The sequence below is a fragment of the Cognatundibacterium aquatile genome (assembly GCF_014699135.1).
GTDB classification, from domain to species: Bacteria; Pseudomonadota; Gammaproteobacteria; order Burkholderiales; family Burkholderiaceae_D; genus Undibacterium; species Undibacterium aquatile.
In genome coordinates this window covers 1-15,657 of the sequence record NZ_JACOFT010000002.1, presented here as the reverse complement: position 1 = coordinate 15,657, position 15,657 = coordinate 1, and the positions used below count along the sequence as shown (strand labels likewise).

Genomic DNA, 15,657 nt, shown 5'->3' with positions numbered 1-15,657 from the left:
TCAGGATCTGCGCATGCGCGGCAGCACCGCCTGTGCATTGGCGGTCGTTGCCATGCCGACGTCGGCAGGCGTCACGCCGCGCAACCCGGCAAGCACCGCAGCAATGGCGGGCAATTCTGCCGGTGTATTGATCGCGTGCGGAATCCAACTCGGAGACATGTCCGGCGCATCTGTTTCCAACACCAGCGAAGTCAGGGGTAACTCTGTCGCCAGCCGCCTGATTTGCAACGCACGCGTATAGGTCATCGCCCCACCCAGCCCCAGCTTAAAACCGAGATCGATAAATGTCTGCGCCTGCTGATGGCTGCCGTTAAACGCATGGGCAATACCACCCAGTACGCGAATACGGCGCAGATACTTGAGTACCGTGTCCTGCGAACGTCGCACATGTAGTAACACCGGAAGTTCAAACTCGCGGGCAATTTTCAGTTGCTCGCTAAAAAAAAATTCCTGCTTTTCCCGCAAAGGACTTTCTTTCAACGCGGGGACAAAAAAATCGAGCCCGATTTCACCGATGGCGACAAAGCGATTCGCAGGCTGTTGATTCTGCACATCTGTCACCACATTTGACGTGTTGTCCCGGTTCATCAATGCAGCCACTTTTTCACGCAAAAACAATAAGTCTTTTTCATCCGAAGTCGGCACATACATAGGATGAATACCGAGCGCGTAAAAACAATCCTCACGTTGTTGCGATAAAGCTTCGACGGCGGCAAAATTATTTTTATGTACTGCAGGAATCACGATTGCAGACACACCTGATTTCGCCGCTGCCTCAGCCAGAGCAAGGGATGCCCCGGCAAATTCAGAAGCATCAAGATGGCAGTGTGTGTCTATCCACATGCAGATAACTTTCCTTAAGTCTTTTTCTGTATCACAGCGTTTGCGGGTCAGTGTAATTGTTGTCTGGCGACCAGCACGCCATCGGCATCCGCGTAGATCCAGTCTCCTGGAGAAACCGCAACGCCAGCAATAGCGATGCGCAGATTCTGCTCACCGCCGCCCCGTTTGACGCTCTTGACGGGCATCGCAGCCAACGCGCGGACACCGATGTTACAGGCGTTAATTTCATCGACATCGCGAATACAACCATGAACGACGATACCGGCCCAGCCATTTTTCTCAGCCAGCACCGCCAGATTGCCGCCAACTAAAGCACAGCGCAGACTTCCTCCGCCATCAATCACGAGAACATGACCGTTACCCGGAGTCTCCAGCACTGAGCGCACCATGCCATTATCTTCAAACGCTTTCAGGGTGGTAGCAGGTCCGCTGAACTTTGTCATCGCCCCGTAACTCTTGAATACCGGTGGCAGTGCTGCCAGCTCACCGCTCGCCAATTTATCTTCGTTAGCATCACAGATATCGCAGCTTGCAAAGCTCATGAGTTGTCCTCTTTCTTATTATTCAAGCCTGCCAAAAGTGGCAGACCGAATCATTTTAGCCTGAGACTATGCGGCAGCCAATGCCCGGGTACGACCGCCGACATTGACTGCAGTCAGTATCGTCAGCACCTGAAATACACCGACGCAGATAAACACCCACGAAGAATGACGGCCATCCATGATGGCGCCAAACAGCAACGGCGCAACTGCCAGCCCGGAATCCAGACCGGAATAGACGATGCCATACACGCGGCCAGTCGCATTTTTCGGCGTTGCAGCGCGAATCAACAAATCACGGGATGGTCCGGCGATACCGGAACCAAAGCCGATTCCCGCCATCAGCACTATCGCCATCAGCGTGTTCGACCAACCGGTCGCCAGCAACAGTGAAAACACACCGGCCAGACTGAATGCAAGCGTAATAATTCTGTCGTGGTGACTGGCTCTGGCGGCCAGAAAACCGCCCAGCAACATGCCGCATGCCGACGCCAGCATGAACATGGTGTAAGCCGTGGTCGCTGCGTTTAAGGACATGCCATACAGGTCACGCAAACCCGCGGCGGAAAAACTTTGTATGCCACCCAGCGCCATCGCCGACATAAAAAAGAAACCGAAGCACATCCAGATCGCGGGAAGTTTCAGGAAATCCAGCACACCTTCTTTCGTATGAGCACTGGCATGTGGATGCGCCGGATGAACGATATCGGTATGCAATAAATCGCGATAAATAAACAAGAGCGTCAGCACCATGAAAGGCAGAAAGGCTGCACAAAATAAGGCGGTGCGCCAGGTCGTGAATTGCGCAATCGTGACCAGAAAAACAGGCGCCGCAGCCCAGCCCAGATTACCGCTGATGCCGTGCACAGAAAATGCGTATCCCAGCCGCGCTGGTGACACCCGTTTATTCAGCAAAGTATAGTCAGAAGGATGGAACACACTGTTACCAACACCGGCCAGCATCGCCCCCAGCAACAACATTGCATAATTTTGTGCCGATGACAGCACCAGCGCGGCAAATCCAAGGCAACTGATACCAAAGAATAAGACCGTACGTGCACCGAGTTTATCGACGACAAACCCGGACAAAGCCTGCCCTATACCTGAAATGACAAAGAACACCGTCATCAACAAGCCAAGTTCGGCATACGACAAACTGAAGGCTTCTTTAATCCAGGGAAACAAAGGTGCCAGAATCATATGAAAAAAATGCGAAATAGCGTGGGCGACGCCGACCAGACCTATCACCATCGCATCTTGTTTTACCTGAGTAGGCGGCACTGGCGAGCCGGGCACAATTTCTGCTGTAGACATAAAAACTCCGGAATTTGAAGAAAACAGCGTCAGTCTAAGGAATTTCCCTCAGGCAGATTTAAGATAACATGACATTATTTATCTCAAAACTGCCATATTATGCGTACTCGCCAACTGACGCGCTATCAACCACATCCGCCGGAAAGACATCCGACACCAATGCGTCCGATACGGCTCAATTCCAGGGATATGAAACATGCCAGAAATCTGGAAGCACATCAGCACGCATGGGGACAACTAACCTATACACCTCAAGGAATGCTACAGGTGCTTGCTGATGGCAATATCTGGTTTGTACCACCAATGCGTGCAGTATGGATACCGCCAGACATGGTGCATGAAGTGCGCACCTTTGCAAATTCGCAGTTACGCGTGCTACAAATACACAAGGATTTCAATCCATTTCCCACCGACAGTTGCGTAATCATCGAAGTATCTGGCCTGTTACGCGAGCTGATCGCGGCAATGGCACAATTTGAGCGGGGATGCAGTCGTGAAACTCACCTGTTTGAAGTGATCTTTGACGAATTGCGGGCAGCCAGACCGCTGCCCATTCACTTACCCATGCCTCAAGACAAAAGGCTCAAAAACTTATGCGAACGTCTGCTCAGCAATCCCGCCAATCAGGAAAGTCTGGATCTGTTGGCAAAACATAGTGGCGCATCAGCGCGAACTCTGAGCCGTTTATTTCACAAAGAGCTAAGCATGAGTTTCAGTCACTGGCGTCAGCAAATGCGTCTTGCGATGGCAACGCCGCTCATCGCATCAGGCATGTCATTATCACAAGTCGCAACAGAACTCGGCTATACCAGTCAGTCTGCTTTTTCTGCGATGTTCAAAAAGACGCTGGGTACAACTCCGACTATTTTCTTTAATAGAAGACCTCTCAGCAGAAAAAACAGCAACTCAATTCAGCAGACATAAAAAAAGGCGGTGCTGATGCACCGCCGTAACTTGCTCCCGGCTATTTAATCACACTTTACCGAAAACAAGTTCACCATCTTTCGCATCAACCGAAATAATATCTTTCGGTCCGAATTTTCCTTGCAAAATTTGCTTCGACAAAACATTTTCGATTTCCTGCTGTATCGCACGTTTCAAAGGACGTGCGCCATACACAGGATCGAAGCCAGCTTCGGCAATTTTCAGCAAGGCAGCATCGCTGACTTGTAAGCCCATCTCCATTTGCGACAAACGTTGCTCCAGCGTTTTGAGCTGTATCTTCGCAATCGCACCGATGTTTTTAGCGTCCAGCGCATGGAATACCACGATCTCATCAATCCGGTTAATGAATTCAGGCCGGAAATGGGTTTTCACTTCGCCCATGACTGCCATTTTCACGACCTCAGGATCACTGCCTTCCATCGCCTGTATCTGATGCGAGCCCAGATTCGATGTCATTACGATCACGGTATTTTTAAAGTCCACAGTGCGACCTTGTCCGTCGGTCATACGACCATCGTCCAGCACCTGCAACAAGACATTAAATACATCGTGATGTGCTTTTTCCACCTCATCAAGCAAAATCACACTGTATGGTTTGCGGCGTACTGCTTCGGTCAGATAACCACCCTCCTCATAGCCGACATAACCCGGAGGCGCACCGATCAGCCGAGCCACGCTGTGTTTTTCCATGAATTCACTCATATCGATACGAATCAACGACTCTTCGGTATCGAACATGAAATTTGCCAGCGCTTTACACAGCTCAGTTTTACCGACACCGGTCGGGCCAAGGAACAGGAAAGAACCGTACGGACGGCCAGGATCACCCAGACCGGCACGCGAACGGCGGATCGCATCAGAAACAGCAACGATCGCCTCGTGCTGACCAACTACGCGTTCATGCAGCGCATCTTCCATGTGTAGCAATTTTTCGCGCTCGCCCTGCATCATGCGAGAAACCGGGATACCGGTAGCACGTGAAACAATTTCGGCAATTTCTTCTGCGCCCACTTGCGTACGAAGTAATTTCAGCTTGCTGCCGTCAGCCTCGGGCTCTTTATCTGACTGTTTGTCAGCTTGTTTGAGCTGAGCCTCCAGCTCAGGCAAACGTCCGTACTGCAACTCTGACATGGTTTGCCAGTCACCCTTGCGTTTTGCCTCCTCCATCTGGACGCGGATTTTCTCTATCTCTTCCTTGATGTGCGTACTGCCCTGCACCATGGCTTTTTCGGCTTTCCAGACTTCTTCCAAATCAGCATATTCACGCGACAGTTTGTCGATTTCTTCCTCGATCAGCGCCAGACGTTTATGGGACGCTTCATCCTTTTCACGTTTCACCGCTTCACGTTCGATTTTCAACTGAATCAGACGACGATCGAGCTTATCCATCACCTCTGGTTTCGAATCGATCTCGATCTTGATTTTTGATGCAGCTTCATCAATCAGATCAATTGCCTTATCAGGCAAAAAGCGGTCGGTGATATAGCGATGCGACAATTCAGCCGCAGCGACGATCGCCGGATCGGTGATATCGACACCATGATGCACTTCGTATTTTTCCTGCAAGCCGCGCAGAATCGCAATCGTTGCCTCGACGCTAGGCTCATCAACAATAATTTTCTGGAAACGACGCTCGAGTGCCGCGTCTTTTTCTATGTACTTGCGGTATTCATCGAGCGTGGTCGCACCGACGCAATGCAATTCGCCGCGTGCCAGTGCCGGTTTCAGCATATTGCCGGCATCCATCGCACCTTCTGCTTTACCCGCGCCGACCATGGTATGCAACTCGTCGATAAAGACGATGGTTTGCCCTTCATCGAGCGCGATTTCTTTCAGCACTGCTTTCAGACGCTCTTCAAATTCACCACGGAATTTGGCACCGGCCAGCAATGCCGCCATATCGAGTGATAAGACGCGTTTGGATTTCAGACTATCCGGCACTTCGCCATTCACGATACGTTGCGCCAGACCTTCGACAATCGCGGTTTTACCGACACCAGGCTCACCGATCAGCACCGGATTATTTTTACTGCGACGCTGCAAAATCTGAATCGCGCGACGGATTTCATCATCACGCCCGATCACAGGATCAAGCTTACCCAGACGTGCCCGTTCGGTCAGATCGAGTGTGTATTTTTTCAGTGCTTCGCGCTGTCCCTCGGCATCCTGCGAATTGACGTTACCGCCACCGCGTACCGCTGAAATCGCCGCCTCTAAGGATTTACGGGTCAGGCCGTTTTCACGCGCCAGTTTACCCGCTTCGGACTTATCATCCGTCAGTGCCAGCAACACCATTTCGCTGGCAAGAAACTCGTCGCCACGTTTTTGCGATTCTTTGTCGGCCAGATTCAATAAGCCCGTTAATTCACGGCCTATCTGTACCTGACCATCGGTGCCGGTGACTTTCGGCAGACGGTCCACCGCACTTTTCAGCGCGTTCACAAGCGCATTGACATTCACGCCCGCCCGCTGCAGCAGTGAACGGCTGCCGCCGTCATCCTGATTGATTAAGGCCAGCAGCACATGTACTGGCTCTATATATTGATTGTCATTGCCGACTGCCTGACTTTGCGCGTCAGCCAGTGCTTCCTGCAACTTGGTAGTGAGTTTGTCGAGACGCATTTGCTGCTCCTGTATGATGAATTATCGCTACAATTTGGGACGGCTATGCTGATTTCAAGCATTCTCAACGATACTGCCTGCCTTATTTTTCGGCAAATCAAATTTAAAAATATATGCCTTGAATTACGCTTTGTTTGCGCCATATCACGCTTTTCCGGCGGTACTTTCTGACGACGCAAATTTTGGCAAGTCAGAAACAATCTGAGCTGTTCAGAAGAACAGTTCAGAGGCAATCGATGACCAACTACAACAGATGTGGCCGGGCTCAGGAAAATCGGCGCAGCGTTTTGAAATCTTCGGTGGCCTGTACCAGCGCAGAGGCAATCCCCGGCTCCATCGCGGCATGACCGGCGTCACCAACCACATGGTAGGCTGCTTCCGGCCACGCCTGATGCAGGCGATAGGCCGATACGGGTGGACAGATCACGTCATAACGCCCTTGTACGATCACGGCCGGCAGATGACGGATTTTGGCGATGTTGCGGATTAAGGCATCGTCATCCATGAAAGCGCCATGCTGCATGTAGTGCGCTTCCAGGCGACCGATGCCGAGACTGACCTCATCGGACTCGAAACTGGCAATTGCCTCAGCTTGCGGTTTCAGAAACAGGCAGGAACCTTCGTAGCGGCTCCAGTTACGTGCTGCTTCCATGTAGATCGCAGGGTCATCACAGAACAGGCGCTTCACATACGCTTGCAGCAGATCACCACGTTCTTCAACAGGAATCGCTTCTGCAAAGCGCTGATGAATTTCAGGATAAAAATATCCCATGCCATTGACGAACCAATCAACCTCGGCCCTGGTGCACAGGAAAATGCCACGCAGGACAAAGCCGAGACAACGTTCAGGATGAGCTTCGCCGTACGCCAGTGCCAGCGTGGAACCCCAGGAACCGCCAAAGACCAGCCATTGCTGTATGCCGAGCATGACGCGGATTTTTTCTATGTCATCAATCAGCAGCGCTGTGGTGTTATTCCGATATTCGCCCAGCGGGGTAGATTTACCGGCGCCACGCTGATCGAACAACACGATGCGGTAATGCGCAGGATCAAAGAAGCGTCGGTGCGACGGTGAAGTACCCGCACCGGGACCACCGTGCAGGAACAGCACAGGCTGACCATCAGGATTGCCGCACTCTTCCCAGTACAGGGTATGCATTTCATCCACTGCCAGCGTGCCGGTTCGGTAAGGTTCGATTTCAGGAAAAACAGTGCGCATGGTGTCGCTTGTCATGATGTCAGTTCAGTCAGATGATGTGGTTTACGGAAGGGAAAGTATGTGCAGGGGGACACCCGGCACGGCGCAATAGTTGCAGCAAGCCAAAAACAAGAAAAAACAGCCTTTTCAGAGCTAAATATACTCCCCCGAGTATATTTTAAAGCCCTTTGTTTTCGCTGAGAATAAGGCAAAAACAGCACATACTCCCCCTTTTTCAGTAATTCAACCAGCGATAGCGCGGTAGCTGGCAAAGCCGGCAAAACAGCACAGAATAGAGCCCAGCAAATGCACGCTGATATGTGCCAGCGCCCAGCCAAACTCGCCCCGCTGCAGCAAGGTCATGGATTCTGCTGAAAACGTGGAGAAAGTGGTCAGTCCACCGAGAAATCCGGTCACCAGAAATAATCGCCACGCCGGAGACAAATCGGGGTAAGCCGTAAAGAAAGCCACAGCCAGCCCGATGATATAACCGCCGCCCAGATTTGCTGCCAACGTTCCCACCGGTAATTGGGCCACTACGCCATTGAGCCACAAACCCAGTCCCCAGCGTGCCCACGCTCCTATTGCAGCACCGCTGCCAACCGCCAGCCAGCCCAGCCAGTTCATGCTGACGCTCCGTCAGGTGAGGCAGAATCTGTCGCGGCATTGTTTGCAGAGATGCCCCATTTGTTCAACGCCTGATCATCGGCTTCACGCGCATCAACCCAGCGTGCTCCTTCCGGCGCCTGTTCTTTTTTCCAGAACGGCGCCTGCGTTTTCAGATAATCCATGATGAATTCGCAGGCCGCAAATGCTTCGCCACGGTGCTTCGATGCAGTAACCACGAGCACGATCTGATCGGCAGGCATCAAAGCACCGACGCGATGAATGACCAGCGTATCGAGCAGCGCCCAGCGCGCGTTTGCCTGTGCAACGATGTCGTCGAGTGCTTTTTCCGTCATCACGGGATAATGTTCCAGCTCCATCGCTGACACATTCTGACCATCATTCAGATCACGCACAACGCCGACAAAACTGACGATGGCACCAATCGCGGTATTGTTTTTACGCAGGTTGGCGACTTCGGTACTCAGATCAAAATCTGCTGTCTGCACGCGCACAGTCATGATTTAACCTCCGGTCACAGGTGGGAAGAATGCCACTTCACCGCCTTCGCTGATGGGTGTTTCCGCATCGCACATCACATGTGCAAACGCCATGCGCAACGCGCGGTCATCGGCCAGCACGTCGGCCCAGAGACCGCCACGCGACTGCAGATACGCCCGCACACCGCCGACGGTGGTGACTTCATCCGGCAAAGTAACGGTTTCTTCAGATAAGCCGAGTTTTTCACGAACGCTGGCAAAAAAACGTAATTGAATTTTCATGATGCAATTTTATCGGTAAGGCGGAAAAATCTAAAATGATGCGAACGGTAAAAAACGTACCTGGTCGCCAGCCTGAATGACCTGTCCCGGTGCCACGTCAATCAGACCATCGCCCCAGACGGTAGATGTCAGCACGCCTGAACTCTGATTCGGGAATAAATCCAGCCCGCCTTGCGGATTGATGCGGGCGCGCAAAAACTCATTACGGCGATCGGGTTTAGGCCAGTTGAAATCGGCACGCATGACGTAAGATTGCGGCGCGACCTGCTCAACACCTTGCATACGTAACAGAAACGGGCGCACAAATAACAGGAAAGTCACATAACTCGACACCGGATTTCCCGGCAGACCGAGGAAAAACGCCTGCCCAACCTCGCCAAAGGCGAGCGGCTTACCGGGCTTGACAGCGATCTGCCACATGTTCAGGCGCCCTTCGGCTTCCACCGCCGGCTTGATGTGATCCTCTTCACCGACGGAAACACCACCGGAGGTAATAATCAAATCATGTGCCTGTGCCGCTTTACACAAGGTTTCGCGCGTCGCCGCCAGTGTGTCCGGCACGATGCCGTAGTCGGTGATGTCGCAGCCCATGTCTTGTAGCAGACCAGTGAGCGTAAAACGATTGGAGTTATAGATTGCACCCGGTTTCAACGCTTCACCCGGCATCGCCAGTTCGTCACCGGTAAAAAACACCGCAACCCGTGGTTTGCGGATGACGGGTAATTGCGCCAGTCCAACCGAGGCCGCCAGCCCAAGTTCCTGCGCCCGCAAGCGGGTTCCGGGTTGTAATATGGTCGCACCAGCAGCGATATCTTCACCCTGACGGCGTATCCATTCGCCAGTTTGCGGTTGATGACGGATGACGACATAGTCACCGTCAACCACGCATTGCTCTTGCATGACGACTGCGTCGGCTCCGGCTGGGATCATCGCTCCGGTAAAAATACGTGCAGCCGTTCCGGCTTCCAATGGCGTGCTTATATGTCCGGCTGGAATCCGCTGAGCGACCCGCAGGCGCGCTTCGCCGCTGGCGCAATCGGCTGCCCGCACCGCGTAGCCGTCCATTTGCGTGTTGTCTATCGGTGGCACGTGCAGCAGTGAAGACTGTGTCTGTGCCAGCACGCGGCCATGCGCATCGATCGTCGGAATGAGATTGGTGTCAGCCAGCGGGCGTGCCGCTGACAATAAAAAATTGAGCGCCTGATCGACGCTCAACATAGATTTTTTTTCGGTCATATCACATGCTCAGGAATGATGAAGTACGTATTCCCGCATTGTATCCCGAAGGCAGCAATGACACACTGCTACCTTTAGATGACACAGTACTAGCTAACTTGGCTAACAATCATTGAATACACGTAATTTATCAAAACCCAAATTCAGACTTTAACTGGCGCTCGATATCTCTACCATGTTCTTTGCCGAATTGAGTCTCAATAGCGCTTAGCATGGTTTGAGCATAGCCCACCATATACGCTTTAGCATCATGCGCATCGCCAGACTTTATGAGTTCCAGCTCAATACCGTCCTTGTTCAGCAACTGTGCTAACCTGGTTCCCACCTCAGGTGGCAGGCTATCTTTAAACATCGACAGCACATAACGTTTTTTTGCGATGTCCTGCTGGGCAACCTGCATCCATTGTTTTGTTTTTTCATCCGGAATCATTGATTCACTGCTTTGCCCCAGTTCTTTTTCCGTCGGGATGGCCGCCAGATCCAGTTTGGTAATAGTGCAGGCTGGCTTCTCCAGATTCAGGACGATGCCGCTTCCCAATTCATCCACGCGGTCAGCACCGCCCTTGGGGCCATAGCCCTGCTGGGATTGGCTGCCGCCCCAGGTCGATGTCAGATAACGTGGTACGGCGGCAGAATAATCATACAGACTGATTTTGACCAATTCTGTTGTCTGCGTCAGACTGCGCTGAAAATCGCGCTCATAAATTTCCCTTGCCCCCTGCTCGGTTTTCACACCCAGCACAAAACCATTGGGCAACGTCAGCTTGTGGATCTGACTGGAGCTACCTTCCCAATGGGTCAATTCATTGCCGCCATACATAAGGCTGATCTTTTGCACACCCGGGCAAAGTTCCGCTTGGGCAGCACCACTAATGGCAAACAATGCCACAACACCGAAGACGAATTGATTCAACTTGGCAAACGTCATTGCAACCCTCACAGATTGTTATTAATTAAATTATGATAACTCAAGAAATATATGATGCTTTTTAATAAGCGGTAAGAAAGTATAAAGCAACAATAAATAGATCACACAGATGCAACATTTACAATGAGCATCAAAGCAATCTATAAGTGAACTCGTTGAATGTGCTCGAAAAACGCGCGCTGGCTCATTCATACGCGAAGTACTCACAACGTGCTATGCGATGAGCCTCTTAGATTCAAGGACGGGACCCTACCAGTAGAAGCGAAATGTAACAAACTACCGCACTAGATAAGTGACGCACGAGGTTAAACAGATTTCATCCACCACGGCTTGATCTGACTCTATTGTTGATGGTAAAAAATTGAGCGCCTGATCGACGCTCAACATTGACTTTTGTTATCTTAAAAACGTGACCATGCTGTGATAGCCCCTTCGTTTTCCGAAGATAGACACGATAGATAACTTACTGCATCGGGACGAGCTGACCGTTTTGCGTTGTCACCCGTATCCGGTCGCCGACACGGTAACCGGCGTGGTTATCGATCAGCATGGTGCGTGTCTCGCCGTTAGGAAATTGTACGGTCAGTTCGGTGCGCATTTTCTGCCCTACCGAACCACGCTCCATCTGGTTACCGACGATACCGCCAGCAATGGCACCGCCTATCGTTGCCAGGTCATTGCCAGTGCCTTTACCGACCTGATGTCCAAGCACACCACCAACCAGCGCACCAACCACGGTTCCCGCACCCGATACATTTCCGTCAACAGCAACATTACGCATACCGACGATTGTTGCCAGTTCGCCATAATTTTGCTGATTCTGATACTGGTTCTGGTATTGATTCTGATACTGAGGATATGTATTCGGCTGACGATCCGGATATTGTCGGGAATGCTGGTGCGGATATTGATTTGGATATTGCTGTGGGTAGTTTTCGGTATAGCGTTGATTTGCACAGCCGGAAAGTGCCGTAATCACCAACGTCGTTACCAGTATTTTAGTTCGCATGTCTGACTCCCAAAAAGATCGCATCCAGTAATAACGCAAAAGTGCCGCCGCATGTTGACACGGATATGAAACTGAAGCGCAAGATATCCTCTATTTCCTTCACGGCGATTCATTCGTAAGCAATCCGACGAATAGAGAATTTACATTGTCATTTTTCAACATGACTATAATCTTCCACTGACAACCATATCTGATCAGGTCAATCATGTTGAATCCGACTGTTTTTCGCCACTACTGGCAACAATTACTCTCTGTCGCCTTGATCGTCTGTACCTTCGTTCCATTGAAAGGATACGCTGAAAATACCGCGTACCGCTTCTCGCCGGTCAATCAATACGACATCAATCTGACCGCCGCATACTGGAATCCGATCATTAATTATGTCTCAGAGAAAAGCGGCGTCAAACTAAGTTTAAAAATAGGCAGAACATCTGCTGATACAACCAGTTTTGTTTTGGCCAAAGAAGTCGATTTTGCATTTACCAATCATTTATTTTCCCCTGATCGCGAAAAGTTAGGCTGGAAAGTGTTTGGTCGCAGAAATGTGCCGCCCGTCAGCGGCCAAATCGTCGTCCCTGAAGATTCACCAATTACCGACATCAGTCAACTGAAAGGTAAGGACATCACTTTTCCTGGCCCTGAAGCGCTGGTCGCTTACAAAGTGCCGATGGCACACCTGATCAGCAAAGGTATTGACGTGAATGTTATTTTTGGCGGCAATCAGAACGGCGCCCTCGCACAGTTACTGGCAGGTAAAGTGCAGGCGACCGGCGGTAATTCGCAATTAATCGCTGCTTATTCAACCCGCGAAAAGAAAAAATTCCGCATTCTGTGGTCGTCTGAACCTTATTATGATCTGGCATTGATGGCGTCGAATAAAGTAAAACCAGCCGATTTAAAAGCAGTCTCAGACGCTTTCTTCAATATGAAAAATGATCCGCAAGGAAAAGAGATATTGCATCAGGCGTCCACAAAAATCGGCCTGACGGGCGATACTTACTTCATCCCATCGGATGGCAGTGAATACGCGAGTTACAGAAAATTTTATCAATCGGCTCCTGCAAGCTTACGTTGAATCTTTCTTAAAAAGCCCATCACGTGCGACTCTCAAGATTTTTTCTACCGAAATCGCTGGTACTGCGAGTGTACTTGCTGTACTCCGCCACCTGGCTGTTATTGATGTGTACCGGCGTTGCCTTATATTACGAAACGCGTTTTACGCAGGAAATTGAAGAGGTGCAGGAATCCGCCAGTTCCATGCTAGAAGTCGCAGCGAGAACCGTTACCGACAGCGCCGTCATCGGGGATTATGACAGTATCAAACATACGCTAGACAGCATGGTACTCAGCCCTAATTTTGCTGCAGCAAAATTCATCCCCATGCAGCAAGGTCTTATCGAAAGCTCTCAGAGAAGCAACATCAATAAAAATGATATTCCTTCGTGGATTATTCGTCGGGTAGAAGATCATCTGTATGACGATAATCGCGTCATCAAAGTCGGCGGCGAAGATTACGGAGTATTGCGACTGGTTTACGATGACGCCCAAATTGCTTATCGAATGTGGCAAATGATGCAGGTAGCGTCAGCATTGACGTTAGCGAGTTTCCTGTTCGGTCTGATATTGATTTGGTTCCCCCTTAAACTCTGGCTGGGAAGTCTGCAAAAATCAAAGGTTTTACAACTGGGAACACTGAGCGGTCACGACAGTGAATATGCCAAACTGATCCAGAATGCACCACTGGAAATCAGAGCAACACTGATCGCCTTGCAAAACACTGCGAGTCAACTGCGCACTGAACTCAATGAACGCGAAAACACCCTCACTTCACTCAAACAAATTCTGATCAGCCTGCTACCTGACGTCAAAGATAAACCTATAGAAGGAGAAAATATTTCCGTCATTCTGAGCAGCATAGAAAAACTGGTAGCTGAAGCCGAACAGATACGACAGGATCTGATAACAGCGAAAGAAGCTGCGGAAGGAGCCAACAAGGCAAAGAGTGCATTCCTCGCGAATATGAGTCACGAGATACGGACACCAATGAATGGTGTGATCGGCATGCTGGAGCTAAGCATGGATACGCCACTCACGGCTGAGCAACGAGAATTCCTGAATATGGCGCATAGTTCCGCTAAAAATTTGCTGGTCATCATCAACGATATTCTTGATTTCAGCAAAATAGAGGCCGACAAAATTGAACTGGAGTTCATCGATATTGAACTGCATGACTTATTGCATGAAATATTCAAGTTACACGAAATTAGCGCTCATAAGAAAAACCTCAGTATGCAATGTCATTTCGCTGAAGATTTACCCGATGTCATCGTCGGCGATCCAGTTCGCATCCGCCAGATCGTTCACAATCTGCTTGCGAATGCAGTGAAATTTACAGATCGGGGAGGCGTTCATTTCGATGTTGCCGTTAGTCGCGATGTAAAAGATGCGCCTCAGTTACTCGTTTCAGTTACTGACTCAGGTATTGGTATCCCGGCATCAGAACAAACCTATATCTTTGACGCATTTTCTCAGCAAGATGCCTCTACCACACGTCGCTTTGGCGGCACAGGCCTGGGGCTCAGTATCAGCCATAAACTGGCACAACTCATGGGTGGGCGCATTTCCATACAAAGTGAAGTAGGAAAAGGAAGTAAGTTCACATTCAGTTTTCCATTGAAATTTTCTGAGAAACAAACCCTGTCAGGCGAACGGAAACAACGTCAACATCAAAGTTCAGTTCAACGTCAGTTAAAAGTTTTAATTGCTGAGGACAATCTCGTTAATCAAACGCTGATTACAAATTTAGTTGAACGGCAAGGACACTCCACTACTTTGGCAAATAATGGCTTGGAAGCGATTAATTACTGGAAAGAAAATGAATTTGATCTGATTTTAATGGACATGCAAATGCCAGTCATGGGGGGCATGGAAGCAACGAAAGAAATACGTAAATTTGAAGAAGAAAAAAAGACCGCTTACAAAATACCGATATACGCATTAACAGCTTCGGCGATGTTGGACGAAAAAGAAGAAGCATTAAAATCCGGCCTTGATGGATACCTCACCAAACCAATCAACCGCGCTATCCTTTACGAAGTCTTAGCCAGAATTGCTGGCAATAAAGCGTAGTCGTAAACCAGTAAAATAACGGCCGCGCCTTTTCCACCGCATTCCAGTTCGGAGATCACATCGGCGTAGGCTACGTGTTCAACAACGGCTGGGAAGCAGGCCTCAAGATTCAGCATTTCTCCAACGGCGCTATTAAAAAGCCCAACCCCGGGGTAAATGTCGCCACGGTTAAAGTTGGCTACCACTTCTAAGTTGTAGAGAATCGGGGCAGCAAAGCAAACAAAGGAGCCTGCGGGCTCCTTTTTCTTTACCCGGCGTACTGACCGCTGGTCAGTAAGATCGAAGAGCAGAAGACGGCTGAATAAGGAGTGGTAATGGGAAGAGGCGTCGGGATCAGAAATAAAGCCACCAGCGCCGAAACATGATAATCCTGCGCGCAAAAAGCAAAACCCCCCGTTACGCTAGTAACGGGGGGTTCGCAGAATACAAGCCTGACGATAACCTACTTTCACACTGGTTGCAGCACTATCATTGGCGCAGAGTCGTTTCACGGTCCTGTTCGGGAT

At 50.3% G+C, this 15,657-nt stretch carries 14 protein-coding genes and 1 pseudogene; 4 read left to right on the top strand and 11 right to left on the bottom strand.

All coding sequences use genetic code 11. The annotated features are described in order from the left end of the window. The 3 genes from H8K26_RS04475 to H8K26_RS04465 form a co-directional block, all read right to left on the bottom strand. Nucleotides 1-843: a TatD family hydrolase gene (locus H8K26_RS04475; RefSeq protein WP_190477699.1), complete on the bottom strand. Its 843-nt coding sequence runs from the start codon at nt 841-843 to the stop codon at nt 1-3. 47 nt (nt 844-890) lie between these two features. Further along, complete coding sequence (gene rraA / locus H8K26_RS04470; protein WP_190477697.1) at nt 891-1,385, bottom strand: ribonuclease E activity regulator RraA; 495 nt, start codon at nt 1,383-1,385, stop codon at nt 891-893. 66 nt (nt 1,386-1,451) lie between these two features. Further along, the gene (locus tag H8K26_RS04465; protein ID WP_186885604.1) at nt 1,452-2,696 is read right to left on the bottom strand and encodes an MFS transporter; all 1,245 of its coding nucleotides are present in this window, start codon (nt 2,694-2,696) and stop codon (nt 1,452-1,454) included. A 99-nt stretch (nt 2,697-2,795) separates the two neighbouring features. Here H8K26_RS04465 and H8K26_RS04460 point away from each other — a divergent pair, with 99 nt between their 5' ends. Then, nucleotides 2,796-3,620: an AraC family transcriptional regulator gene (locus H8K26_RS04460; RefSeq protein ID WP_186885605.1), complete on the top strand. Its 825-nt coding sequence runs from the start codon at nt 2,796-2,798 to the stop codon at nt 3,618-3,620. 48 nt (nt 3,621-3,668) lie between these two features. Here H8K26_RS04460 and clpB read toward each other — a convergent pair whose 3' ends face one another. The 8 genes from clpB to H8K26_RS17675 all read right to left on the bottom strand — a co-directional run bounded on the left by clpB (nt 3,669) and on the right by H8K26_RS17675 (nt 12,022). Further along, nucleotides 3,669-6,263: an ATP-dependent chaperone ClpB gene (gene clpB / locus H8K26_RS04455; protein ID WP_190477696.1), complete on the bottom strand. Its 2,595-nt coding sequence runs from the start codon at nt 6,261-6,263 to the stop codon at nt 3,669-3,671. 265 nt (nt 6,264-6,528) lie between these two features. Next, nucleotides 6,529-7,497 carry a prolyl aminopeptidase gene (gene pip / locus H8K26_RS04450; protein ID WP_190477693.1) on the bottom strand — a complete coding sequence of 323 codons (969 nt, stop codon included), beginning with the start codon at nt 7,495-7,497 and terminating at the stop codon, nt 6,529-6,531. Between the two features lie 207 nt (nt 7,498-7,704). Further along, the gene (gene crcB / locus H8K26_RS04445; RefSeq protein WP_190478764.1) at nt 7,705-8,079 is read right to left on the bottom strand and encodes a fluoride efflux transporter CrcB; all 375 of its coding nucleotides are present in this window, start codon (nt 8,077-8,079) and stop codon (nt 7,705-7,707) included. A gap of 5 nt (nt 8,080-8,084) precedes the next feature. Continuing rightward, nucleotides 8,085-8,588: a molybdopterin synthase catalytic subunit MoaE gene (moaE, locus tag H8K26_RS04440; RefSeq protein WP_190477692.1), complete on the bottom strand. Its 504-nt coding sequence runs from the start codon at nt 8,586-8,588 to the stop codon at nt 8,085-8,087. A gap of 3 nt (nt 8,589-8,591) precedes the next feature. Continuing rightward, nucleotides 8,592-8,849 carry a molybdopterin converting factor subunit 1 gene (moaD, locus tag H8K26_RS04435; protein WP_186885609.1) on the bottom strand — a complete coding sequence of 86 codons (258 nt, stop codon included), beginning with the start codon at nt 8,847-8,849 and terminating at the stop codon, nt 8,592-8,594. 30 nt (nt 8,850-8,879) lie between these two features. Continuing rightward, a complete protein-coding gene (locus H8K26_RS04430; RefSeq protein ID WP_190477690.1) occupies nt 8,880-10,085 on the bottom strand; it encodes a molybdopterin molybdotransferase MoeA in 1,206 nt (401 codons plus the stop codon). Between the two features lie 130 nt (nt 10,086-10,215). Continuing rightward, on the bottom strand, nt 10,216-11,013 hold the full coding sequence (locus H8K26_RS04425) for a hypothetical protein (RefSeq protein WP_190477688.1): 798 nt from the start codon (nt 11,011-11,013) through the stop codon (nt 10,216-10,218). A gap of 463 nt (nt 11,014-11,476) precedes the next feature. Further along, complete coding sequence (locus H8K26_RS17675) at nt 11,477-12,022, bottom strand: outer membrane lipoprotein (RefSeq protein ID WP_223826852.1); 546 nt, start codon at nt 12,020-12,022, stop codon at nt 11,477-11,479. A gap of 205 nt (nt 12,023-12,227) precedes the next feature. Here H8K26_RS17675 and H8K26_RS04415 point away from each other — a divergent pair, with 205 nt between their 5' ends. The 3 genes and pseudogenes from H8K26_RS04415 to H8K26_RS04405 all read left to right on the top strand — a co-directional run. After that, nucleotides 12,228-13,097: a phosphate/phosphite/phosphonate ABC transporter substrate-binding protein gene (locus H8K26_RS04415; protein ID WP_190477686.1), complete on the top strand. Its 870-nt coding sequence runs from the start codon at nt 12,228-12,230 to the stop codon at nt 13,095-13,097. 68 nt (nt 13,098-13,165) lie between these two features. Further along, nucleotides 13,166-15,151 carry an ATP-binding protein gene (locus H8K26_RS04410; protein ID WP_190477683.1) on the top strand — a complete coding sequence of 662 codons (1,986 nt, stop codon included), beginning with the start codon at nt 13,166-13,168 and terminating at the stop codon, nt 15,149-15,151. 14 nt (nt 15,152-15,165) lie between these two features. Then, nucleotides 15,166-15,342 (top strand): annotated as a pseudogene (locus H8K26_RS04405) (acyloxyacyl hydrolase); the annotation flags it as partial. Between the last annotated feature and the right edge of the window lie 315 nt (nt 15,343-15,657).